Here is a 21,064-nt window from a genome sequence, read left to right on the forward strand (position 1 = left end):
ACCGCTTCCCGATCGCCTCGGAGGCAGGGACGCCCGTGATGCGCTCGGCCGCGCGGTTGAAGGACGTGATGCGCCATTCCTGGTCGACCGTGAAGACACCGTCTGCGATCGAGCTTAGTATCGTTTCGAGAAACTGCTTATCCTGGACCGGATTCATCGTCAGCTAAATCCTATCACACGCATTTGCATGAAACAACAATGCTCCCATTATTGAAATACTATGTTGAACTACTTAAATTTCAACGAAATTATTGGCGAACCTCGGATTGAACCTGCAGATATTCTCCAAATGGCGTTCCAATTGTGAAACGTGTCTGGTTTCAGGTTTCCGTCGTGATCTCCCGGAACGCCTGCATCGACAGCCGACCCATTCCAGGAGGAATCATGACCGAAAAGGTCTTTCAGGATTACTATCCCGACAATGTGGCTCATTGCTACGGCTGCGGGCGATTGAACGCGCATGGCTACCGAATCAAAACTTTTTGGCGGGGCGATGAGACCGTCACGCGCTTCCGCCCGGAGGAGTTCCATACGGCGATTCCCGGCTACGTGTACGGCGGATTGCTCGCGTCGCTGATCGATTGCCACGGAACGGGGACCGCCTTCATTGTGCGGCGTGTCCGTGAGGCCCGTTGCCTTGGTTCGCGCAGGCTGTCGCCGGAGTCACTTCCCGTAATGTTCCGTTCTTGAAAGCGGCCACCGTCTCCTCGACTGTCGGGTGCTCCGAAAAAAAGACGCGGATGTTCGCCGTTTTCAGTTTGCCGAGTGCGCCCATCCCGATACCTCCGACCACCATGGCGTCCAGCCTCTCGCCCGCGAGTTGCGCGAGCGGTCGGCACATGCCGTGTTCGTGGTGGAGATTGCGGTTCGTGATGGCCCGGCAGCTCCCGCTTTCCGTGTCGACGACCATGAAGATCGGTGCCGAACCGAAGTGAAGGCTCACGGGGCTCCGGATGCCGTTGTCCCGGGTGATGGGGATACAGATGTTCATGACGTTTTCTCCTTCTTGGTTGAGGGTTCGCTGCGGACTCGACTCAGACATTCCTGCAGTCCATCCTCCGCCGCATGCGGCGGCATGGGGGGACTTCCGCTTCCATCGGCGCCGACTTCCCCTCCGCGCCGCCCACGTCTCCCGTTCGACTGCACCGTGGACACTCGCAACGGGGGGAACGCAGCCGTTCCACGCGGATGGTTCCGCCTTCGATCTTGAGGGTCTTGCCGTGGGCCAGAGCCTCGGCAACCTTGCGGTGGGCGGCCGCCAGGATACGGCCGAAGGTCGGGCGCGAAACGCTCATCCGCTCTGCAGCCTGTTCCTGGTACAACCCTTCCAGATCGGCCAGCCGGATCGCTTCGAACTCATCAAGCGTGAGGACGATCTCGACCAGCTCGCGGGCCGGAATTCCTGCCGGATGGAACACGGACGCGACCGGTCTCCCGGCTATCCGGCGGCAACATCGTGGTCTGGACATGGCAGCACCTCGCAGGTATAATTATAAGCATATGCTCAAATAGGTCATGCTTCAACGAAATACGCGCATAAATGGGATTTTAAAGAGCGGTGTCACGGTCACCGGGGAAAAATTGCAGGTTGAATCGTCATGCCCGTGAACAAGAAAAGAGAAAATAAACCCGAAGGGCCGGCCCCGACGAATGCCATCCTGGAGAGTATCTCCGACGGCGTCTTCACGGTCGACTTGGGATGGCGGATCACCTCGTTCAATCGTGCGGCCGAGGAAATTACGGGAATATCAAGGGAAGAAGCCATCGGCCGGCTCTGCCCCGAGGTGTTCCGCTCCAGCATGTGCGAGGCCGAATGCGCGCTTCGGCGAACCCTGAAGACCGGAAAGCCCGTGATCGGCCGGTCGGGTTTCATCGTCGACGCGGACGGAACCCGCATCCCCATCAGCGTATCCACGGCGGTGCTTCGGGATGCCGGGGGTCATGTCGTGGGCGGGGCGGAAACCTTCCGCGACCTGAGCGAGGTCGAGGCGTTGCGCCGGGAACTGGAAGGACGCCTCCGGGTTGGCGACCTGGTCAGCCGCAGCCCCGTCATGCAGAAGGTGTTTGAAGTCCTTCCCGCCATCGCCGCCAGTCCCAGCACGGTGCTGATCCTCGGCGAAACGGGGACCGGCAAGGAACTGGTCGCGCGGACGATTCACTCCTTGAGCCCGCGATGCAAGGGCCCCTTCGTCGCAGTCAACTGCGGCGCCCTTCCGGATACGCTCCTGGAATCGGAGCTGTTTGGCTACAAGGCGGGGGCTTTCACCGGGGCGACCAGGGACAAGCCGGGGCGTTTTGCCGTGGCCAAGGGGGGAACCCTTTTTCTGGACGAGATCGGCGAGGTGAGCCCGGCGATGCAGGTGCGGCTCCTGCGGGTGCTCCAGGAGCGGTCCTATGAACCGTTGGGGGGCACTCGCTCCGAAACCGCCGATGTGCGGGTTATCGTCGCCACCAACAAGGACCTGGCGGAACAGGTGCGCCGGGGCGCTTTCCGCGAAGATCTTTACTATCGCGTAAACGTGGTGCGCGTGGTGTTGCCGCCGCTCCGCCTGCGCAAGGAGGACATTCCCGTCCTCGTGGAGCAGTTCATCGTCCGGTTCAACCGGCTGCAACGGAGATCCGTCCAGGGGGTCGAATCCGAAGCGCTGTCCATGCTCATGGCCCATGACTGGCCCGGGAACGTCCGCGAACTGGAGAACGCGATCGAACGCTCCTATATTCTGTGCGACGAGGGCTTCATCGGGCTCGGGCATCTGCCGGAGGAACTGACGGCGCGCGGTTCTGCGCGAACCTCCGGTTCCAGGATGAGAGCGGCCCGGGAGCTTCTGGAAGCGCACACCATCCGGAAAGCCCTGGAACGAAACGCCGGGAACCGCACGGCCGCGGCAAAGGAACTCGGCATCCACAAGAGCACCCTGTTCCGCAAGATCAAACGGCTGGCGATCCCTGCGTTTTCGACGGATAGGCGGCGCAACGACCGACGGTCGTAGTCGCACTTCTGCGACCCGTCCGACGGGTTGAAGTCGCACGAAAGCGACTTAGCCCTTTTCCGCCGACCCCCTTCCCGATCTCAAAGATCCTTTCTTTACGGACGGTTTCAGTATCCGGCTTCGACCTCGCGGGTTGTGGCACGCCCGATGCACTCTTTCGAATCATAAACCGTTCGATCCGGCGACCCGGAGAAGGGACACCAAGGAATGAAGGCGGCATTTGCGGTCTGGAACCACCGAATCGCCCCGGTCTTCGATTTCTCCCGGGAGATCCTCCTGGTGGATGTCGAGTCGGGGCGTGTCGTCGGCGAAGCCCAGGAGTCCCTTCCGGGCGATCCGGGGACAGGGAAGTGGCTTCGCCTGGTCGAGCTGGGTGTCGACACGCTCGTTTGCGGAGCCATTTCCCGCCCCCTGCAAGCCATGGTCGCAGCCAACGGCATCCGGGTCATCCCGTTCGTGGGCGGCGACCTGCAAGAGGTAATTCAGGCGTGGGTGAGCGGCAGGCTCCAAGATGATCTCTTCGTCATGCCCGGCTGTCGCGGGCGCGGAGACCGCTTCGAACATAGACAGGGCTTCGGCGGAAAGGAGGACTTCATGAAGGGGAGGAACCGTGGCGGAATCGGATCGGGCAGCGGGCAGGGGCGGGGTCGTGGCGGCCAAGGAGCAGGCCGGATGGGCGGGCCTTCCGCGGCAGGACCGGGCGGCTTCTGCGTGTGCCCGCGATGCGGCCGCAAGGAACCGCATGAACGGGGAGTTCCCTGCATGCAGAAGCAGTGTCCCGCGTGCGGAGTCGCAATGACGAGATCGTAGGAGAACGAGAAGGAGGCGCTGTCATGCCAAGAGGAGACGGAACGGGGCCCATGGGAATGGGCCCGAGGACCGGACGCGCAGCCGGAACCTGCGCGGGATATTGGACGCCCGGCAATTCGTATCCCGTCCCCGGGCGCGGCTTCGGGATGGGATTCGGGCACGGGTGGCGGCACTGGTTCCACGCCACCGGCGTGCCGGACTGGATGCGATTCGGCGGGCATGCCCCGGGATATCCGCGGCCCGATCCGGAGCTGGAGAAGCAGGGGCTCAGAAACATTGCCGAGACGCTGGCGTCGGAGTTGGAGGCCATCCGGAAGCGGATCAGCGAGCTCGAAACCGGTTCCGCGGAGAAGTGAAACCGGCGGGAGCGGAATCACTGCTTCAATTCCACTCCATCCCAACCGCTTCTATATCTCGAGCACCGTAGTAAAGAATGGCCTTCGCCTGCATAGCGACGTGCGATGCCAGGCAACAGGGGGACTCCGGCCGGGGCGTCTTCAGCGCCTCGTGATCCGCTCCAGGCCGTTCATGTAGGGGCGCAGCGGCCCGGGGATCAGGACGGTGCCGTCCGCCTGCTGGAAGTTCTCGAGGATGGCGACGACCGAGCGCCCCACCGCCAGCCCGGAGCCGTTCAGAGTGTGCGCCAGGCGGGTCTTCCCCGTCGCGGGGTCGCGGAAGCGGATCTTCGCGCGCCGCGCCTGGAAGTCGGTGAAGTTGCTGCAGGAGGAGATCTCCCGGTACCGGTCCTGCGACGGCAGCCACACTTCGAGATCGTACGTCTTGGCGGAGGAGAAACCCAGGTCCGCGGTGCGCAGCGTCACGACCCGGTAGGGCAGGCCAAGCCTTTTCAGGATGTCCTCCGCGTCGGCGGTGAGCGACTCGAGCTCCGCCCACGACTCCTCGGGGCGGCAAACTTCCACCAGCTCCACCTTGTTGAACTGGTGCTGGCGGATCATCCCTCGCACGTCCTTGCCGTACGAGCCCGCCTCCGCGCGGAAGCAGGGGGTGTAGGCCGTCATTTTCAACGGGAGCCTCTCTCCCGGCAGGATCTCGTCGCGGACGATGTTGGTCACCGGCACCTCCGCGGTCGGGACGAGGAAGTAGTCGGTCCCCGCCACCCGGAAGAGATCTTCCTCGAACTTGGGCAGCTGCCCCGTGCCGAAAAAGGACGCGGAGTTGGCCAGGAAGGGAGGCAGCACCTCCAGGTACCCGTGCTCCCGCGTGTGGACGTCCAGCATGAAGTTGATGAGCGCCCTCTCGAGAAGCGCACCGGCCCCCAAGCTCAGGCAGAAACGGGCCCCGGCGATCTTCGCCGCCCGCTCGAAATCGAGGATCTCCAGGTCGGCGCCGATGTCGACGTGATCGCGCACCGGGAAGGGAAACGACGCGGGCGTCCCCCACGTCCGGACGATAGCGTTGTCCTCTTCCCCCGCTCCCTCGGGAACCGACGGATCGGGGACGTTGGGGATGTTCAGCAGGACCTCCTCCATTTGCCGCTCCAGCTCCGGAAGGCCGGCCTCCATTTCCTTGATCCGGGCCGCGACCTCCTTCATCTTCTCCATGAGGGCGGAGGCGTCCTTCTTCTCCCTGCGCAGTCGGCCGATCTCCTCGGAGGCCGCGTTTCGCTCCGCCCGCAGAGCCTCCACCGACGACAGAAGCGCCCGCCGCTTCCGGTCGATCCCGACAAACCCTTCGAGGTTCGCCGTCGACCCGCGCCGGCGCAGCGCCTCCTCGACGGCCGGGACGTTTTCACGGACGAACTTCACGTCGAGCATGGCGGCCCCTCCCGTTTCAGCGGCTGGAATCCCGCGTCCCGGATCGTTGCGACGATTTCCTCCTCCGACATCCGGAAAGCGACCCCCGCGGAGGCCACGACGTTCTCCTCGATCATCGTGCTCCCGAAGTCGTTCGCGCCGAAGAACAGCCCCAGCTGGGCCACCTTCGCCCCCATGGTCACCCACGACACCTGGACGGTCCGGATGTTCGGGATCAGCAGCCGGGAGACCGCGAGGACGCGCAGGTATCCCACGGCGTGGCCGAACCCCGCCAATGCGCTTTCCCCGAAGCCGGGATCGCCCGACAGAGCCGTATTCCCCGGCTGGAAGGTCCAGGGGATGAAGGAGGCGAAGCCGCCGGTCCGGTCCTGGAGGTCCCGGACCCGGAGCAGGTGCCTGGCGATCGATTCCGGGGCCTCGACGCTGCCGAACATCATCGTGGCGGAGGTGCGCAGCCCCTGCCGGTGCGCCTCGCGCATCACGGCGGCCCATTGCTCCCAGCCGATCTTTCGCGGACTGATTTTCGCCCGGACCTCGTCGTCCAAGATCTCCGCGCCGCCGCCGGGGATGGAGTCGAGCCCCGCGGCGACCAGCCGGACGATGACCTCCCGGATCGTCAGCCCCGACCGATTCGCGAAGTGCCAGACCTCCGGGGGGGAAAAACCGTGGAGCCGGATCGGATACCGCTTCACCGCGCGGACGAGGCGTTCCGCCTCCTCGATCCCCCAGTCGGGGTGCAAGCCTCCCTGGAGCAGAACTTGCGTCCCGCCGAGCGAAAGCGTCTCCTCGATTTTCTTCGAGAGCGCCTCTCCGGAGAGCACATAGGCGTCAGGGGCCGACGGGTCGCGGAAGAAGGCGCAGAAGGAGCAGCCGCACACGCAGATGTTGGTGTAATTGATATTGCGGTCCACGATGTAAGCGACGGCGCCGTCGGGGTGCAGGCTCCGCCTCACGCGGTCCGCTGCCCGCCCGAGCGCGAACAGCGGCGCCTCCCGGAGCAGGAGCGCCGCATCCTCGACGGTCGGGCGCTCCGAATCCGCCCGGCGGAGGATCTCCTCCCATCGGCCCCCTGTGCTCCCGCGGCTCCCCGTTCCCGGGGCTGCGCTTCCCTCCATCAAGCCTGCCATTGCGGCCACTCGCGCACGACGTTGTAGACCGTGTCGCGCTCGACCGGCACCCTTCCCGCCTGCCGGATCATCGTCACCAGCTCGGAGACGGTCATCTCCTGCCCGGCCTGCGCCCCGGCGGCGTGCGTGATCTTCTCCTCGACCACCGTCCCGTCGATGTCGTTCACGCCGAAGTGCAGGGAGACCTGGGCGAGCTTGGGGCCCACCATGATCCAGAACGACTTGATGTGCGCGAAGTTGTCGAGGTAGAGCCTCCCGACCGCGAGCGACAGGAGGTCCTCCAGGCCCGTCGTGTCCCCTTTGGCGATCTGCGTGTTCTTCGGGTGGAACGCCAGCGGGATGAACGACTGGAACCCGCCGGTCCGGTCCTGGAGCTCCCTGAGGCGCCGCATGTGGTCGACCCGCGACTCGAGCGTCTCCACGTGTCCGTACAGCATCGTCGCGTTGCTGCGCAGCCCCGCGGCGTGCACGGCTTCCATCACCTCGAGCCACCGGTCCCCGGAGATCTTCTCCGGGCAGATCCGGTTCCGGACCTCGGGATCGAAGATTTCGGCGCCGCCTCCCGGCAGGCTCCCCAGGCCCGCCTCCTTCAACTGATGGAGGACTTCGTCAAGTGTCAGTCCCGCGATCCGGGAGAAGTAGTCGATCTCCACCGCGGTGAAGGCCTGGAGGTGCATCTCGGGGAAGCGCTCCCTCAGGGTCCTCAGCGTGAGCAGGTAGAAATCGAACGGCAGGTCGGGGTGCAGCCCCCCGACAATGTGGAGCTCCGTCGCTTTCTGGAGGCTGGCCTCCTCTGCCCTGCGCAGGATCTCCTCCATCGTCATCGTGTAGGCCAGGGGCTCCCCCTGGGTCTTGCTGAACGCGCAGAACTGGCACCGGTTGACGCAGATGTTCGTCGGGTTGATGTGCCGGTTGACGATGAAATACACCCGGTCGCCGTTCTTCCGCCGGTTGGCGAAGTCCGCCATCTCCCCCACAAGGAGGATGTCCCGGGTTCGGAAGAGGGCGAGGGCGTCCTCCTCCGAGAGCCGGTGCCCCGCATGCACCTTATCCCGGATGGTTCTTAGCGCCGCTTCCATTGCCTCCGCCTTTGCGCATCTGCTCCAGGATCCGCTCCTCCGCCCCTGCCTCCTTCGGAACGCGCGGCAGGAAGACGGAGAAGGTTACCCCTTTCCCCTCCCGGTTGTCCAGCTGGATCGACCCACCGTGCTTCTCCACGATCGCGTGGACGATGGGGAGCCCCAGGCCCGTTCCCTTCGCCTTGGTCGTGAAGAAGGGGTTGAAGATATTATGGACCACGTCGTGGGGGATCCCGCCCCCGGTGTCGCCGACGAGGAAGACCACGCCGTCCCCCTCGTCCGGTTGCGCGGGGCGCGTGGCAACGGTGAGCCTCCCGCCGCCTTCCATCGCCTGGATGGCGTTGGAGAACAGGTTCCACAGGACCTGGCGGAGCTGGTCCGGGTCGGCGGAGAGGTCCGGGGTCTCCGCCGAGAGGTCCAGGTCGGTCAGGATCCGTGCCTCCTCCAGATCCTCCCGGAACAACACCAGCGCCTCGCGGATCTCGTCGTTGAGGTCCACGCGCTTCAGCGCGGGCACTACTTCCCGGGAGAAGTACAGGGTCTGATGGACGATCCTCTCCAACCGCTGGACCTCCTTGAGAATGATGCGGGCGTACCGGCCGGACGTCGCACCGTCGGGTTCCTTCCCCTGCCCCTTGCGCGCCAGCCTCGCCGCGAATCCGCCGATGACCGTCAGCGGGTTCTTGATCTCGTGGGCGATCTTGGCGGCCATCTCCCCGAGCGCCGCCAGCTTTTCGCTGCGCACCAGCCGGTCCTGGGTCGCGCGCAGGTTCACCAGCGCATTCTCGAGGCTCTCGTAGAGCGAGGCGTTCTCCATCGCCAGGCAGGCCTCGGAGGCGAACATCGTGAGGATCTGGATGTCCTCGTCCGTGATCTCCCGTTCCCGGAACTGGTTGTCCACGTAGATGGCCCCGCGCGCCTCCCCCTTGAAGATGAGCGGCACGACGGCGAAGGCGTCGGGGTGGTTCCCGCAGAACCCCCGGGCCGGCTCCGGGGGAGAGAGGCCGCATCCGGTCCCGGTGCGGACCGGCCGTTTTTCCAGGACGGCTTTTGCCACGAGGCATCCAGATCTCGGGATGGGGAAGCTCAGCCGCTCGACGTCTTTCCACAATAGTTTGCGGAACTCCTCCCCTTCCGCCGCCGCCTCGCCATTCTCCTGCGCCTCCTGCGGAAGGTCGGCGGCCCGCCGCGCGTCCTTCCGGTCCCGCGGCCCCATCCCCATGCGGGCAATCAGCGCGAGGCCATCTTCAGAGATCAGGAACAGGATCGCGCGGCTGAAATTCAACCCCGTGGGGGAGGTGAGGGAGCGCAACATGATGTGGAGCAGACGTTCGGTCTTGACGGTGGACATCAGCGCACTCGACTGGTTGTAGAGCGTGGAGAGCTGCTGCACCTTGAGCTGGTTCGACTGGGCCAGCGCCTGCGCCTCGCGGTACATCGTGGAGTTCTCGATCATGTTGGCGAGCTGGCTGCAAACGGTCTGCATCAGGCTTACGACTTCCATGTCGAAGGCGACGTTCGGGGAGCTGGAGTAGTAGTTGATGATGCCGAGCACCTTCCCCTTGGAGAGGATCGGGAGCCCGAGGAAGGAGCTGATCCCCTGCCGGGAGAGAGCGAGGTACATGGGCGAGTCTTCCGGCCCGTTGATGAGGAGGGGGCGCTTCTCCCGGAAGATCTGGCCGGCCAGGAGCTTTCCGTGCGCCCGCAGCTCGCGGCGCATGCCCGGACGGGCATATCCTTCGTCGATCATCACTTTGAGGGCGACGCGCCCCTCCGCCGCCAGGCGCACCGTGCAGCCATCCGCCAGGAGGAGCCGCGAGGTGGTTTTCGCCACGTACGCCAGGATGTCCCGCACGTGGAACGTCGATGTGATCGCCCGCCCTATTTCGTTCAGTGTGATCAGCTCCGAGACGCGCTTCCGGGCGTCGTGATAGAGCCGGCTGTTGCGGATCGCCCCCGCGACCTCGGTGGCCACCGCGCGCAGCAGATGGATGGTTTCCTCCGAATAGTTCGCCTGAGCAACGGTGGAGACGTTCATCACGCCGTAGAGATACACGTCGTCCATGACAGGGACGGAAAGGATCGACGTGAAACCGTGCTGCTCCTGGGAAACCGCCAGCGGGGGCGGGTCCGCTTGTACGTCCGGGTAGAACACCGGTACCCGTTTCTGGGCGGCCTTCCCGGCGACTCCTTCCCCGACCCGGATCCGGAAATGGTAGAGCGTGCACTCGTCGATCTGCAGGCAGGAGGAGACCCAGGGGAGCAGGTCCTCTCCGCGGTGTTCCCTCCTGTGGATGCAGACGCTGTCCGCGCCGGTCTCCAGCGCCAGGAAGTCGCAGATATACTTGAGACGGTTCTCGATCAGGATGTTCGAGTTGGAAATCTCGACCACCCGCGAGAGAAGGGGGAAACGCTTGTCCGTACCGCTTTCCATCGCGACGGTCGCTTTGGCCTTAACGGCCCCTCTTCCGAAGCGCCTTCTCGTACAGCGCCACGTACTCCCGCGCCGAGGGGCCCCAGGAGAAGTCCTTCTCCATCGCTCTCCGGACGATCCCTTCCCACCGAGGGCGGTCGGCGTAGGCGGCGAGGGCCCGCGACACGGCGGCCTTCAGCCCCCCCGCTTCGTACCCCGGGAAATTGAACCCCGTGCCTCGCTGCGAGTCCTCATCGGCGTCGATCACCGTGTCGGCGAGCCCGCCGGTGCGCCGGACGATCGGCACGGTGCCGTACTTGAGGCTGTAGATCTGGTTCAGGCCGCACGGCTCATAGCGCGACGGCATGAGGTAGATGTCGGCACCGGCCTCGATCTTGTGGGCCAGCCGATTGTCATAGGCCAGGCGAACGGAGATCCGGTCCGGGTATTTTCTGCCCAGTTCCGCCATCGCCTCCTCGTACGACCGTTCGCCGAATCCCAGGATGACGACCCGCACCGGCTGCCGGGCCAGCCACTCCCCGATCTCCGAGAGAAGATCCAGTCCTTTTTGCGGCGTGAGGCGGCCGACCATGCCGATCACCGGCTCCTCCACCGGGCCGTTCCATCCGAACTCCGCGAGGAGGTCGGCCCGGCACGCTTTCTTCCCCGTGAGATCCTCCAGAGAGAAGGGAGCGGCGATCAACCGGTCCGTGGCGGGGTTCCATTCGTCGTCGTCGATTCCGTTGATGATCCCGTACAGGTCCTCCCGGCGCTCGTACAGGACCCCCTCCAGCCCGTGCCCGTATTCCGGGGTCTGGATCTCGCGGCTGTAGGTGGGGCTCACCGTGGACAGGATGTCGGCGAACACCAGCCCCGCCTTCATCAGGTTCAGCTTTCCATAGAATTCCAGCCCCTTCGGGGTGAACAGGTCCCAGCCGAGTCCCGTCAGCGGCAGGTCGTGGTTCCAGAACAGGCCCTGGTACCCCAGGTTGTGGATCGTAAACACGGTTGCGGCCGACCGGAACGCCTCCTCTTGCGAATAGAGCGTCCGGACATAGGCGGGAAGGAGCGCGGTCTGCCAGTCGTTGCAGTGCAGGACGTCGTATTTGCGGCCCGTGCGCACCAGCCACTCCATCACCGCCCGGCAGAAGAACGTGAAGCGCTCGCAGTTGTCGACGTACTCCCCTTCCTTGGTGCCGTAGAGGAACTCCCGGTCGAAGTACCGGTCATTGCGGACCAGGAACGCCTGAACGTCATCGCCCGCGTCGGTCTCCTCGACGACCCCCGTCTCCTCCCGGTTCCCCAGGGGAACTTGAATCTGCGGCCCCGCCGGGGTCATCGGAAACCGGTCGCGGTCGACGGACCGGTAGAGGGGAAGGACGCAGTCGGCCTCGACGCCGATGCGCCGCAGCGCCTTGGGAAGCGCACCCGTGACATCCGCCAGCCCGCCGGTCTTCGCGAACGGAACGATTTCGGAGGATGCGATCAGGACTTTCACGGCTCTTGCCTAGGCCTCCCTCACTCGGGCAACTCCCGCAGGTACTTGGCCGATTCCTCCGGAGGGGTCGGGTTGATGTAGAAGCCCGATCCCCGCTCGAACCCCGCCATCTTGGTCAACCTGGGCATGATCTCGATGTGCCAGTGATAAGAATCCCCTGCCCATTCCTGGAACGCCGCACTGTGGATGATGAAGTTGAAGGGGGGGTTCTCGAGGCCCAGGTTGAGCCGGCGCAGCGTCCGCCGGAAGATGGCGGACAGTGCCTTTGCCTGGTCCCGCTCGATCATCTCGTAGGCGCACTGGTGGCGCTTCGGGATGATCCATGTCTCGAAGGGGAACCGGGGGGCGTAGGGAGCGCAGGCGAGGAACTCCCCGCTCTCCTCGACGATGCGGACCTTCTGTTCCATCTCCTGGACGATGATGTCGCAGAACAGGCACCGGTCGCGAAAGCGGAAGTACTCCCGGCAGCCCGTCATCTCCTCGGTCACCAGCTGGGGAGCGACGGGAAGGGCGATGAGCTGGGAGTGGCTGTGGGTGAGCGACGCCCCGGCGGCGGCACCGTGGTTCTTGAAGATGATGACCGACTTGAAGCGCCGGTCCTTCTTCAGGTCCAGCATCCTCTCCCGGTACGCCCAGAGCACGTCCTCGAACCGACTCTCGGACAGGTCGAACAGGTCCATGTCGTGCCGTTCCGTCTCAATCACGACCTCGTGCGCTCCGATCCCGTTCATCCGGTCGTAGATCCCGTCGCCGGCTTTGCCCAGGTCCCCCTCGATGCGCAGCGCAGGGAACTTGTTGGGGACCACCCGCAGCGTCCACCCCGCCTCGTTTCCGGTGCCGGACTGGCGGAAAGACAGGATCTCCGGGGGGGTCATCCGCTCGCTTCCCGGACACAAGGGGCACATCCCCTCTTTCCGGACGGGCTGCTCCTGCGGGAACTCTTGGGGGCGCTTCGCGCGCTCGGTGGAAATGATGACCCACCGGCCCACGATGGGGTCCTTTCGCAATTCCGTCATAGATCCTCCGTGAGGGCGCGGAAGGAACCGGAAGGGCTTATTTCAGTTCTTCCTCTTCGGCCACGGTCTTGCAGTCGATGCACATCGTGGTCATCGGGCGCGCGATCAGACGCTTCTCCTCGATTTCTCCCCCGCATCCCTCGCAGATCCCGAACGTCCCGTTTTCGATCCGCTTGATCGCCTCCTTGACCTTCGCCAGGAGCTTGCGCTCCCGGTCGCGGATCCGGAGGGTGAAGTTCCGGTTCGACTCGAGGAGAGCGCGGTCCGTGGGATCGGGGAAATTTTCATCGAGGACGGTCGTCATGTCGGAGACCGTCTTGCCCGCACCGGCCAGAAGCTCGTCCGTCTGGCGCTGGAGTTCCTCACGGCATTTTTCCAAGACCCTGCGGTCCATCGCTTGCCCCCGGAAAGCGGCTATACAGAATTATAATCTATCTTCTTTCGGGGGAGGGTGCAAAGCCTGTCTACCGGAGGTGGAACCGGACCGGAACCTCGAACCAGCCGGGTGTGGACGGGAGCGGAGCGGCGCGGACGACGCCGCTGCGGGCGGCCTCGTCGAGCGCCCTGGCGCCGCTGCTGCGGGCCACGCGGATCTCCTTCGGGATTCCCTCTTCGCCGACGCGGATGCGCAGGAGCACCTCCCCCTCCTGTCCGAGGCGGATCGCCTCCTCCGGGTAGGCGATGCGGGACTCGATCCGCTCCCGCAGGAGGCGGATCTCCGCCCCTTCCCGCCCGCCGCTCCCCCCGCCCGCGGTGCCGCCAGACGGAAGGACGGCAAGCATCCTCCCGCTTCCGGGATCTTTCGCATCCCGCGGCGAGGTCTCGTGCGCTCTTCCAGCCGCCCCGGCGGGCGCCGGAACCGGCGCCTCTCCGCCCGGCCGCATGACAACGCCGGGGGATTGCGGCGCCGGACCTTCCGGAGATGGATCCCGGATCACCGCCAACGAGGGCGCGGCCGGGAGGCCCTCCGTCGCCGGGCGGATCCCCTGCCTCCGCGGTTTGTCCGCGGGGGGGGCGGTGAGGTCTTTTTCTCCCGCGGAAACAGCGTTCGTGGTCCCATCGATGAGGACGACTTGGGCTACGCCGGGGAGATTCGGGCTCGTAGACCCGCCCCAAATGAGGAAGCATGCCAGAAACGCAAGATGTCCCGCCGCCGAACCGATGAGCGGCCGTCCGATCCCGGCCGCCCCACCGCCCGTTTCCCGCCCTGCCCGCATCGACGCTTCGACCCCCTTTCGATGGGCTCCGCCCCGTCAGATTTTCAACTCGGCGCCCAGGAGGAAGTTGATCCCCGGGGCGGGGAACTCGATCCGCTCCTCGTATTTCCGGTTCAGAAGGTTCTGGATCTTGCCGAAGAGCGCAATCTCATGGACGTCGGCGCCGGTGACCTCCCGGCGGTACTTGGAGTAGACGTCCACGCGCGCGTAGCCGGGGCGCCGGGTGGCGGCGCCGTTCAGGGGAACGTCGACCTGATCGCTCTCGACGAGCCAGTCCGCCCTCGCCTGGAACGACGGAGCCGGGGACAGGAGCAGCGTCGTCATCGCCCGGTGCCTGGGAATTCCGATGATGCGTTTTCCGCCGGCCCCGTCCCAGGTGTTCGAGTAAGTGTACGAAAACGCCGCTTCCGCCTGCGGCGCGACGAGGAACGATGCCTCCGCCTCGACCCCCCGCGAGAAGGCACGGCCCTTGTTCCGCAGCTGCCCGAAGCCGAGCGGCCCGGGAACCGTGGAGTCGAACTGGATCAGGTCGCGGAACGCCTGGTAGAACCAGGTCCCCGAAAGCTTCCCCCGCTTGCCGGCGAACGCAATGTCCGAGCCCGCCTCGTACGAGACCACCACCTCGGGAGAAAGCGCAGGGTTCCCCACGAAGACGTCCTGTTTCTCCGAGATCGTCGGGACGCGGAAGCCGCGCCCCACGGTCCCTCGTACCCTCATCCCGCCGGCCCCGAACTCCCGGTAGATCGCCGCTTTCGGGTTGAACTGCGTCCCCGCCTCCGAGTTCCTGTCCAGTCGGGCCCCGAGGCTGATGCCCGTGTGCTTCCACGGCCGTAACTCCTCCTGGACGAAGACCGAACGGTTGAAGGTCGAGGAAGCGAGGTCGGTGTCGCCGAAGCCCGAACGGAAGGCATCGGTGGCGCGGTCCTTCTCGTACTCCACCCCGAGGAACGTGGTGGAGATGGGGCCGGGGGCGAAACGCCCCTCGAGGCGGAAATCCATCTTTCGCGTCTTGGTGACGTCATCGAACACGAAGGGGAAGGCCTCTCCCGGGTCCCCCGGGTCCTTCTCGTTGAAAAATTCGTCGAACACCATGCCGGACGACGAGATCGTCACCGTCTTCGAGACGGCCGCCTCCCACCGCGCACCGGTCATAAAGCTCCGCCGGTTCAGCCGGTGGTTGATATCCCTGGGCGTCCCGAAATCGATGGGGATCCCTTTCTCCTGGTCCGTGGAAAGCACGATCGCATGCAGCCGGTTTCGGCTGCCCACCGCGGCCTCGCCGGTCCCCAGGAGGGAAACCAGGGAGGTGTCGTCATTGGGGAGGGTGCCGTCGCTCCGCCATCCTCCGGCCCCCAGGTGGAGGTTTCCGTCCTTACCGGCCCCCTGCGCGAACGCGGTTCCCCTGACGGAGTTGAAACTCCCACCGGCAATCCCCAGCCCGTACTGCCGCCCCTCTTCTCCTTTCCGCGGGATGAAGTTCACCACTCCCCCCATCGCGCCGGAGCCGTAAAGGGCGCTTTGCGCGCCGCGGACCACCTCCACGCGCTCGAAATCGTCCACCGGCAGCGAGCCGATATCGAACGAGCCGAGCGTGGGGCTGTTGACGGGAAAGCCGTCGATCATCACCAGGGTGTGCGCCGCCAGGCCTCCGCGGATCTTGATGTTTTCGCGGTTGCCCGGGCTCCCGCTCCGCTGGACGTCCACGCCGGGAATTCCCCTCAGGACGTCTCCCGCGACCGCGGGGGTTTTCAGCTCGATGTCCTCGCGCGTCACCACGCTTACCGACGACGCCTGCTCCGACGCCTTTTGCTCGATGCGCGTCGCGGTGACCACGATCGGCTCCAGCTTCGTCGCTTCCTGCGCGAATGCGGCCCCCCACAATCCCGCCACAAAGCACAGCGACCCGACACCCTTCCTCCATCCCGACTTCATTCCGACCATTTTTCCCTCCTCTCCCTCGAAAGGGGCGTTTTGGATATCGAGCGGCCCGGGTCTTCTGGCTTCCGGCCTCCTACTCCCCGCGCCTTCCCGGGGGGAAATTCCCTCCCCCAGTGGCGATGCCGCGGGTTTCGTTCCGGTCACAGATGCGGGGCAGCGACGGATTCCCACCGCCTTCCCCGGTTTCCGCCCTATGTCGTACTCCTCAGCGGAGTCACGCGGACCGCTCCCGTTGCCGGGTTGCGGTCGCACGTCACCGCCACGCCGTATGCCTCCCAAACGTTTTCCGGGGTCAAAACCTCCTCCGGCTTCCCCGACGCCATCACCCGGCCGGCCGAGAGGAGGACGATCCGCTCCCCGTATTCGGCGCACAGCGACAGGTCGTGCGAGGCGACCAGGGCGCTGATGCCGCACTCCTCTTTCAGGCGCGTCACGACTTCGTAGAAGGCAACCCTGTGGTAAATGTCGAGAAACGCCGTCGGCTCGTCCAGCAGCATCACCTTCGCCCCCTGGCAGATCGCCCGGGCGACCGCGGCCCTCTGGCGCTCGCCCGCCGAGATCTCCCCCAGGCCACGCCTGCGCAATTCCATGAGCCCGGTCATCGCCAGCGCGCGCTCCAGCTGCTCCCGGTCTTCCGCGGTTGACCCGCCGAAGAACCCCTGGTGCGGAAACCGCCCGAGCGCCACGTACTCTTCCATGGCCATGGGGAAGTCAACGGGAAGATCCTGTCCCACGACGGACAGCATTCGCGCCATCTCCCTGCGGCCGTAGGAGGTCGGCGGGCGCCCCAGCAGGGACACTTCTCCCGAATGGGGAGGCAAAAGCCCCGAAAAGATTTTCAGGAGCGTGCTCTTCCCCACGCCGTTGGGCCCCAGTAGGATGACCACCTCTCCATCCCCCATCTCCAGGTCCACGCCGGCAAGAACCTCCTGTTCCCGGTAACGGAAGCGGACTTCCCTGGCGGAAAGGAGCGCGGCGCTCAAGCCTTTCCCCCGTTGCGGCGCAGAAGGTACAGGAAAAACGGCGCCCCCGACAGAGCGGTGACCGCCCCCACCGGCAGCTCGCCGGACGGGCTCACCGTCCTCGCAGCGATGTCCGCAAGGATCAGGAACGTCCCTCCCAGGAGGAACGCGGCGGGGACCAGCCGCCGGTGACCTGAGCCGACAAGAACCCTTGCACCGTGCGGGACGATCAGCCCCACGAAGCCGATCAGGCCGGAGACCGCCACCACGGACCCCGCCAGCAGCGACGCCGTGACGTAGGTGGCGGCCTTCACCTTTTCCACGGGAAGCCCGGCCTGAAACGCGGCGTCGTCGCCCAGCAGCATCAGGTCGAGGCCGCGGGAAAGGAGGAACAGGACCGCCGTCCCGCCGGCGACGTAGGGGAGGAGCATGCCGACACGCCGCGGGGTGCCGAGCCCCAGGTCCCCCATCAGCCAGTAGACGGCTCCGGGGATTCTCCCCGGAGGGGCAAGCGCCACCATGAGCATGATGAGGGCGTTCAGGAACGCGCCCACGATCACCCCCATGAGAATGAGCCGCTCGCGCGACACCCCGCTGCGGCGCCGGGCCAGCAGGAACACGGCGGAGGCGGCGATCACGGCGCCGAGGAACGCGCAGAAGGGCAAGGGGAGGAAGGCGTCGCCCGGCAACAGAAGCGCGGCGCAGAGCGCCCCCACCGCCGCGCCGGCCGAAACGCCCAGGATGTAGGGGTCGGCCAGCGGGTTGCGGAGCAGCGCCTGGAACGCCACCCCGGAGGAGGAGAGCGCCCCGCCCACGAGGCACCCCAGCAGCGCCCGCGGGAGCCTGAGCGAAAGGACGATCCGCTCCGCGGTCTCCGCCGCCGGAGTCCACGCGGCGCCCCGGCCCGCCAGGGCGTCGAGGACCTGCCGGGGGGAGACGTCGGCGGGCCCGGTGGCCAGCGACAGGACGATCGCGGCGAGAGCGGCCGCCCCCAGCGCGGCGATGACGGAGCCTGCGCGCCTCATCGTTTTCCCCGGTCCTCTCCTGCCGCCGCGGCGCGATGGCGTTTCCGCCAGGCATCGAGAACCCGTGACACCTCCTCCAGGGCCGTGACCATCCGGGGCCCTGGCCGTGTTACCAGGTCGCCGTCGAGGGAAACAACTTCCCCGTCCCGGAAGGCGGGAATCTCCCTCCAGCGGGTCACCTCCCGGGAGAATTTTTCGACCCCCGCCATGGCCGCAATGAAGACGATGTCGGGCTTTCCCGCCAGCAGGTTTTCGGCGGTCAACCTGGGATACCTCCCGGAAAACGGCGAGGCGGCGTTTTTCCCTCCCGCAAGGCGCAAGAGCTCGTCCATGAAGGTCCCCTTCCCCGCCGCGATGATCGGCGAGGTCGAGACCGCGAAAAGCACGCTCGGGACGGGATTCACGACTTTTCTTGCAGCCCGGTCCGCGCGGCCCCGCAAGACGTCTGCTTCCCGCCGTGCGTCGTCCGGGACGCCCAGAAGCGCCCCGATCCGCTCAATGGCCGCGTAGATTCCGGAGAGGTCCTGCGGTGCCACCGCGAAACACGGGATCCCCATCTCCTCGAGGGCCCGAACCTTCTCCTTGGGGTTGCCGTCCGTCGTGCACAGGACGAGATCCGGTGCAGCCGCAACGATCCTCTCGATGTCCGGGTCGGCGATTCCCCCGACTTTCGGCAGCTCCTTCGCCGGCGGCGGGTAATTGCAGTACCGGGTGACACCGACGAGCCTCTTCTCTTGTCCAAGGAGGAAGACCATCTCGGTAAGACTTGGGGCAAGGGAGATCACACGGCGGGGCGCGGAGGACAATCTCACGGCAACGCCGCGATCGTCCTTCATCTCGATGGGGAAGGCGGCACGCGCAGAGGAGACGAGGACCAGGTGAGCCAGCAGGACAACCGCGAAAGTGCCTGGAATCCGACGCAAAAGAAAACCCCCCAGCCTCTTCTCCTTCTCAGGAGAAAGGTTGGGGGGAAAGAGGTGTCACGCGCTTTACCGTCCCGACCCTTCGCCCGCGAAAGGTGTTCCGGGAAAATCCCTGTCGGGCCGGTCTCCTGGCTTCCGGTTCGAGCCTACTCTCCGCGCCTTCCCTGGGGGTCCATCCCCGGTGGCCTATTCGCGGATTTCGTCGCCGGTTACAGTTGCGGGGCAGCGATGGATTTTCACCATCTTCCCTTGACGCCCATCCTGGGCGCCCGACGGGAACTTCCGATTTGTGCTTTCATTCTGCCGGGCGCGGCGGGAACAGTCAAGCCCGGCGGTTCCCTCAACAGCCCGGCGGTTCCCTCAGCGGTCCCACTCCTGGAGCCGCTCGCGGACGAGCCGCTCCATCTCTGGCCGTCGGCCGTTCGAAACGGCAAGGAACGAGGCGTAGGCTTCCCTCGCCTTGTCGCGGTTCCCGGCCCGTTCGTAGACCGTCCCCAGGTGGTAGAGGACGTCAGCGTTCGAAGGGAAGGCTCGCCGGGCGGCCGCAAGAGTCTCCTCGGCCTCCGCAATCGCCCCTCGCCTCGCCTGGGAGATGGCCAGATTGACCCTGGGCGCCGGGTTGCGGGGGTCGAGCGCGGCGGCGCGTGCGAAGAACGGCGCGGCTTCCGCGAGGCGTCCGTCCCGCAGGCGCAGGAGGCCGGCGTTCAATAACGCTGCGGGGTAGTCCGGATCGAGAGAGAGGGCCTTCCGGAACGCCCGGTCCGCTTCGGGGAGTTTCCCAAGACGCAGAAGTGCGTTCCCGAGGTTGTTCCACCCTTCGACGATCGAAGGATCTTTCGAGACCACCTCCTGGAACAGGCGAGCGGCGGACTCCCAGTCTCCCCCTGTCTGGGCGGCGATTCCCTCGTTGAAACGCGTGAGCTGCGAAGCCCTGCCGTCTTCCGACTGCGCGGTAGCTGCCGGCACGGAGGGGGCGGTATCCCTGCGAGACTTGGCAGCGGACCTTGCACGGACCTGCGGCGCGTCCCGAGAGATCCGCGCCGAGGCGCGGGGCGTGGCCGGCGCCGGAGCACGCTCCTGGGCCGGCAGGTTCTGTTCCGGCAGGGACGAGGACGGGGAGGGGAGGGGTAACGGTGTCGGTTGCGCCGAAGGTGCGGAAGCCTGGGGCGACGGCTGCAATGCCTTTATCGATCCTTCCCGCGGGAAGCGGGTAAGGAGAATCACCGCACCTGCTCCAAGCAGGACCACCGCGGCGAGTGCCACGCCGGCCCACAGCCGCCGGCGCGTGGCGGACCTTGCGCCGCCCCCGTCCGGAAGAGGGCTCCCGATCGACGGGACGTTGCCTCCCTCCCCCTTCTGCGCCTTGCGAAGCGCGTCCTGCAGGAGGCTCAAAAGATCCTCCCGTACGCGGCGAGCAGTCCGCAAAGGATGGCGAGCGGCGCGGCCACCCATGGGACCCACCGGAGCACCCGCCTTGCCGCGCCTCCCGGGGCGGCCAGCGACTCCGACGCCCGGCGAACGTCCTCCCGCTCGACCTTGGCGGAAGCTCGAAGATAGGCGGAAAGGAACGCCCGGTCGCAGAGCATGTTGATGAGGCGGGGCACCCCGACGGCGCGCCGGTAGATCGCTCCCTCGGCCCCCGGGGAGAGGAGGGTGCGCCCTCCCCCGCCCGCCACGCCGAGCCGGTGGTCGATATACCGTGCAGTCTCCTTCTGCGACAGCGGACGAATCTCCGAGCGCACGGTGACCCGCTGGTTCAGCTGCCGGAGCGCGGGGAGGGAAAGCTTTTCCTTGAGCTCGTTCTGGCCGATCAGGACGATCTGGAGGAGCTTGCGCTTCTCCGTTTCCAGGTTGGAGAGAAGACGGACCTGCTCCAGAAGCCCCGGGGGCAGGTTCTGCGCCTCGTCCACGATCAGGACGGGGCGCTTTCCCGTTTCCGCCTCCGCGAGGAGGAAGCGGTTGAGCGCGTCCAGGATGTCCTTCTTGGTGCCCGGCGGCGGCACCCCGCCGAAGTCCTCCAGCACCGCCCGGACCAGCTCCTTCTCGGTCAGCAGCGGGTTCACGATCAGGGAGGTGGTGAAGCGGTCCGAGAGCCGCGAGAGGAGCGCGCGGCACACGGTCGTCTTCCCGACGCCGATGTCCCCCGTGACCACGATAAACCCTTCGCCGCTCTCCAGGCCGTAGAGGAGATGGTCCAGCGCCTTCTGGTGACTCTCCGAAAGGAAAAGGAACTCCGGGTCGGGGGTCAGGGAGAACGGCTTCTCCTTCAGGTCGAAGTAGGATTCGTACAT

The 21,064-nt window shown here is 65.9% G+C and carries 17 protein-coding genes and 2 other annotated features; of the genes, 3 read left to right on the forward strand and 14 right to left on the reverse strand.

The features are described 5' to 3' along the window. Nucleotides 1-604: 604 nt before the first annotated feature. Together A2Z13_10180 and A2Z13_10185 are read right to left on the reverse strand one after the other, a co-directional pair. Nucleotides 605-991: a hypothetical protein gene (locus tag A2Z13_10180; GenBank protein OGP81500.1), complete on the reverse strand. Its 387-nt coding sequence runs from the start codon at nt 989-991 to the stop codon at nt 605-607. Between the two features lie 43 nt (nt 992-1,034). Further along, nucleotides 1,035-1,418: a hypothetical protein gene (locus A2Z13_10185; protein OGP81501.1), complete on the reverse strand. Its 384-nt coding sequence runs from the start codon at nt 1,416-1,418 to the stop codon at nt 1,035-1,037. A 180-nt stretch (nt 1,419-1,598) separates the two neighbouring features. Between A2Z13_10185 and A2Z13_10190 the strand changes: the two genes are divergently transcribed. The 3 genes from A2Z13_10190 (at nt 1,599) to A2Z13_10200 (ending at nt 4,156) form a co-directional block, all read left to right on the forward strand. Continuing rightward, complete coding sequence (locus A2Z13_10190) at nt 1,599-2,990, forward strand: Fis family transcriptional regulator (protein ID OGP81502.1); 1,392 nt, start codon at nt 1,599-1,601, stop codon at nt 2,988-2,990. 594 nt (nt 2,991-3,584) lie between these two features. Continuing rightward, nucleotides 3,585-3,800, forward strand: a complete 216-nt coding sequence (locus tag A2Z13_10195; protein OGP81526.1) for a hypothetical protein — start codon at nt 3,585-3,587, stop codon at nt 3,798-3,800. Between the two features lie 23 nt (nt 3,801-3,823). Further along, nucleotides 3,824-4,156, forward strand: coding sequence for a hypothetical protein (locus tag A2Z13_10200; GenBank protein ID OGP81503.1), 333 nt, complete (start codon nt 3,824-3,826; stop codon nt 4,154-4,156). Between the two features lie 141 nt (nt 4,157-4,297). On the opposite strand, the gene A2Z13_10205 is transcribed toward A2Z13_10200, so the two are convergent. The 12 genes from A2Z13_10205 to A2Z13_10260 form a co-directional block, all read right to left on the reverse strand. Continuing rightward, nucleotides 4,298-5,575 carry a serine--tRNA ligase gene (locus A2Z13_10205; protein OGP81504.1) on the reverse strand — a complete coding sequence of 426 codons (1,278 nt, stop codon included), beginning with the start codon at nt 5,573-5,575 and terminating at the stop codon, nt 4,298-4,300. After that, on the reverse strand, nt 5,563-6,690 hold the full coding sequence (locus A2Z13_10210) for a dehypoxanthine futalosine cyclase (GenBank protein OGP81505.1): 1,128 nt from the start codon (nt 6,688-6,690) through the stop codon (nt 5,563-5,565). Before A2Z13_10210 ends, A2Z13_10205 begins: the two co-directional genes overlap by 13 nt. Next, the gene (locus A2Z13_10215) at nt 6,690-7,781 is read right to left on the reverse strand and encodes an aminofutalosine synthase MqnE (GenBank protein OGP81506.1); all 1,092 of its coding nucleotides are present in this window, start codon (nt 7,779-7,781) and stop codon (nt 6,690-6,692) included. The genes A2Z13_10210 and A2Z13_10215 overlap by 1 nt, the downstream gene beginning before the upstream one ends. Continuing rightward, nucleotides 7,750-10,215 (reverse strand): hypothetical protein, encoded by a 2,466-nt coding sequence (locus tag A2Z13_10220; GenBank protein OGP81507.1) that lies wholly within the window; start codon nt 10,213-10,215, stop codon nt 7,750-7,752. The genes A2Z13_10215 and A2Z13_10220 overlap by 32 nt, the downstream gene beginning before the upstream one ends. A 19-nt stretch (nt 10,216-10,234) precedes the next feature. Next, the gene (locus A2Z13_10225) at nt 10,235-11,692 is read right to left on the reverse strand and encodes a starch synthase (protein OGP81508.1); all 1,458 of its coding nucleotides are present in this window, start codon (nt 11,690-11,692) and stop codon (nt 10,235-10,237) included. Between the two features lie 20 nt (nt 11,693-11,712). Beyond that, complete coding sequence (locus A2Z13_10230) at nt 11,713-12,708, reverse strand: galactose-1-phosphate uridylyltransferase (GenBank protein OGP81509.1); 996 nt, start codon at nt 12,706-12,708, stop codon at nt 11,713-11,715. A gap of 37 nt (nt 12,709-12,745) precedes the next feature. Beyond that, the gene (locus tag A2Z13_10235; GenBank protein OGP81510.1) at nt 12,746-13,102 is read right to left on the reverse strand and encodes an RNA polymerase-binding protein DksA; all 357 of its coding nucleotides are present in this window, start codon (nt 13,100-13,102) and stop codon (nt 12,746-12,748) included. A gap of 70 nt (nt 13,103-13,172) precedes the next feature. Beyond that, nucleotides 13,173-13,925: a hypothetical protein gene (locus tag A2Z13_10240; GenBank protein ID OGP81511.1), complete on the reverse strand. Its 753-nt coding sequence runs from the start codon at nt 13,923-13,925 to the stop codon at nt 13,173-13,175. Nucleotides 13,926-15,891: 1,966 nt separating this feature from the next. Beyond that, nucleotides 15,892-16,106 (reverse strand) — a binding site (cobalamin riboswitch). Between the two features lie 736 nt (nt 16,107-16,842). Then, nucleotides 16,843-17,850, reverse strand: coding sequence for a hypothetical protein (locus tag A2Z13_10245; protein OGP81512.1), 1,008 nt, complete (start codon nt 17,848-17,850; stop codon nt 16,843-16,845). Further along, on the reverse strand, nt 17,847-18,773 hold the full coding sequence (locus A2Z13_10250) for a hypothetical protein (GenBank protein ID OGP81513.1): 927 nt from the start codon (nt 18,771-18,773) through the stop codon (nt 17,847-17,849). Before A2Z13_10250 ends, A2Z13_10245 begins: the two co-directional genes overlap by 4 nt. A gap of 100 nt (nt 18,774-18,873) precedes the next feature. Further along, nucleotides 18,874-19,061, reverse strand: a binding site (cobalamin riboswitch). Between the two features lie 72 nt (nt 19,062-19,133). Continuing rightward, on the reverse strand, nt 19,134-20,165 hold the full coding sequence (locus A2Z13_10255; protein OGP81514.1) for a hypothetical protein: 1,032 nt from the start codon (nt 20,163-20,165) through the stop codon (nt 19,134-19,136). Further along, nucleotides 20,162-21,064: a hypothetical protein gene (locus A2Z13_10260; protein OGP81515.1), complete on the reverse strand. Its 903-nt coding sequence runs from the start codon at nt 21,062-21,064 to the stop codon at nt 20,162-20,164. Before A2Z13_10260 ends, A2Z13_10255 begins: the two co-directional genes overlap by 4 nt.

The organism is Deltaproteobacteria bacterium RBG_16_64_85 (assembly GCA_001798885.1).
Taxonomy (GTDB): domain Bacteria; phylum Desulfobacterota; class Deferrimicrobia; order Deferrimicrobiales; family Deferrimicrobiaceae; genus FEB-35.

Coding starts and splice junctions, on each gene's coding strand:
- A2Z13_10180 (OGP81500.1), bottom strand. CDS start 991: ATGAACATCTGTATCCCCATCACCCGGGACAACGGCATCCGGAGCCCC.
- A2Z13_10190 (OGP81502.1), top strand. CDS start 1,599: ATGCCCGTGAACAAGAAAAGAGAAAATAAACCCGAAGGGCCGGCCCCG.
- A2Z13_10195 (OGP81526.1), top strand. CDS start 3,585: ATGAAGGGGAGGAACCGTGGCGGAATCGGATCGGGCAGCGGGCAGGGG.
- A2Z13_10200 (OGP81503.1), top strand. CDS start 3,824: ATGCCAAGAGGAGACGGAACGGGGCCCATGGGAATGGGCCCGAGGACC.
- A2Z13_10205 (OGP81504.1), bottom strand. CDS start 5,575: ATGCTCGACGTGAAGTTCGTCCGTGAAAACGTCCCGGCCGTCGAGGAG.
- A2Z13_10210 (OGP81505.1), bottom strand. CDS start 6,690: ATGGAGGGAAGCGCAGCCCCGGGAACGGGGAGCCGCGGGAGCACAGGG.
- A2Z13_10215 (OGP81506.1), bottom strand. CDS start 7,781: ATGGAAGCGGCGCTAAGAACCATCCGGGATAAGGTGCATGCGGGGCAC.
- A2Z13_10220 (OGP81507.1), bottom strand. CDS start 10,215: ATGGAAAGCGGTACGGACAAGCGTTTCCCCCTTCTCTCGCGGGTGGTC.
- A2Z13_10230 (OGP81509.1), bottom strand. CDS start 12,708: ATGACGGAATTGCGAAAGGACCCCATCGTGGGCCGGTGGGTCATCATT.
- A2Z13_10235 (OGP81510.1), bottom strand. CDS start 13,102: ATGGACCGCAGGGTCTTGGAAAAATGCCGTGAGGAACTCCAGCGCCAG.
- A2Z13_10240 (OGP81511.1), bottom strand. CDS start 13,925: ATGCGGGCAGGGCGGGAAACGGGCGGTGGGGCGGCCGGGATCGGACGG.
- A2Z13_10245 (OGP81512.1), bottom strand. CDS start 17,850: ATGAGGCGCGCAGGCTCCGTCATCGCCGCGCTGGGGGCGGCCGCTCTC.
- A2Z13_10260 (OGP81515.1), bottom strand. CDS start 21,064: ATGTACGAATCCTACTTCGACCTGAAGGAGAAGCCGTTCTCCCTGACC.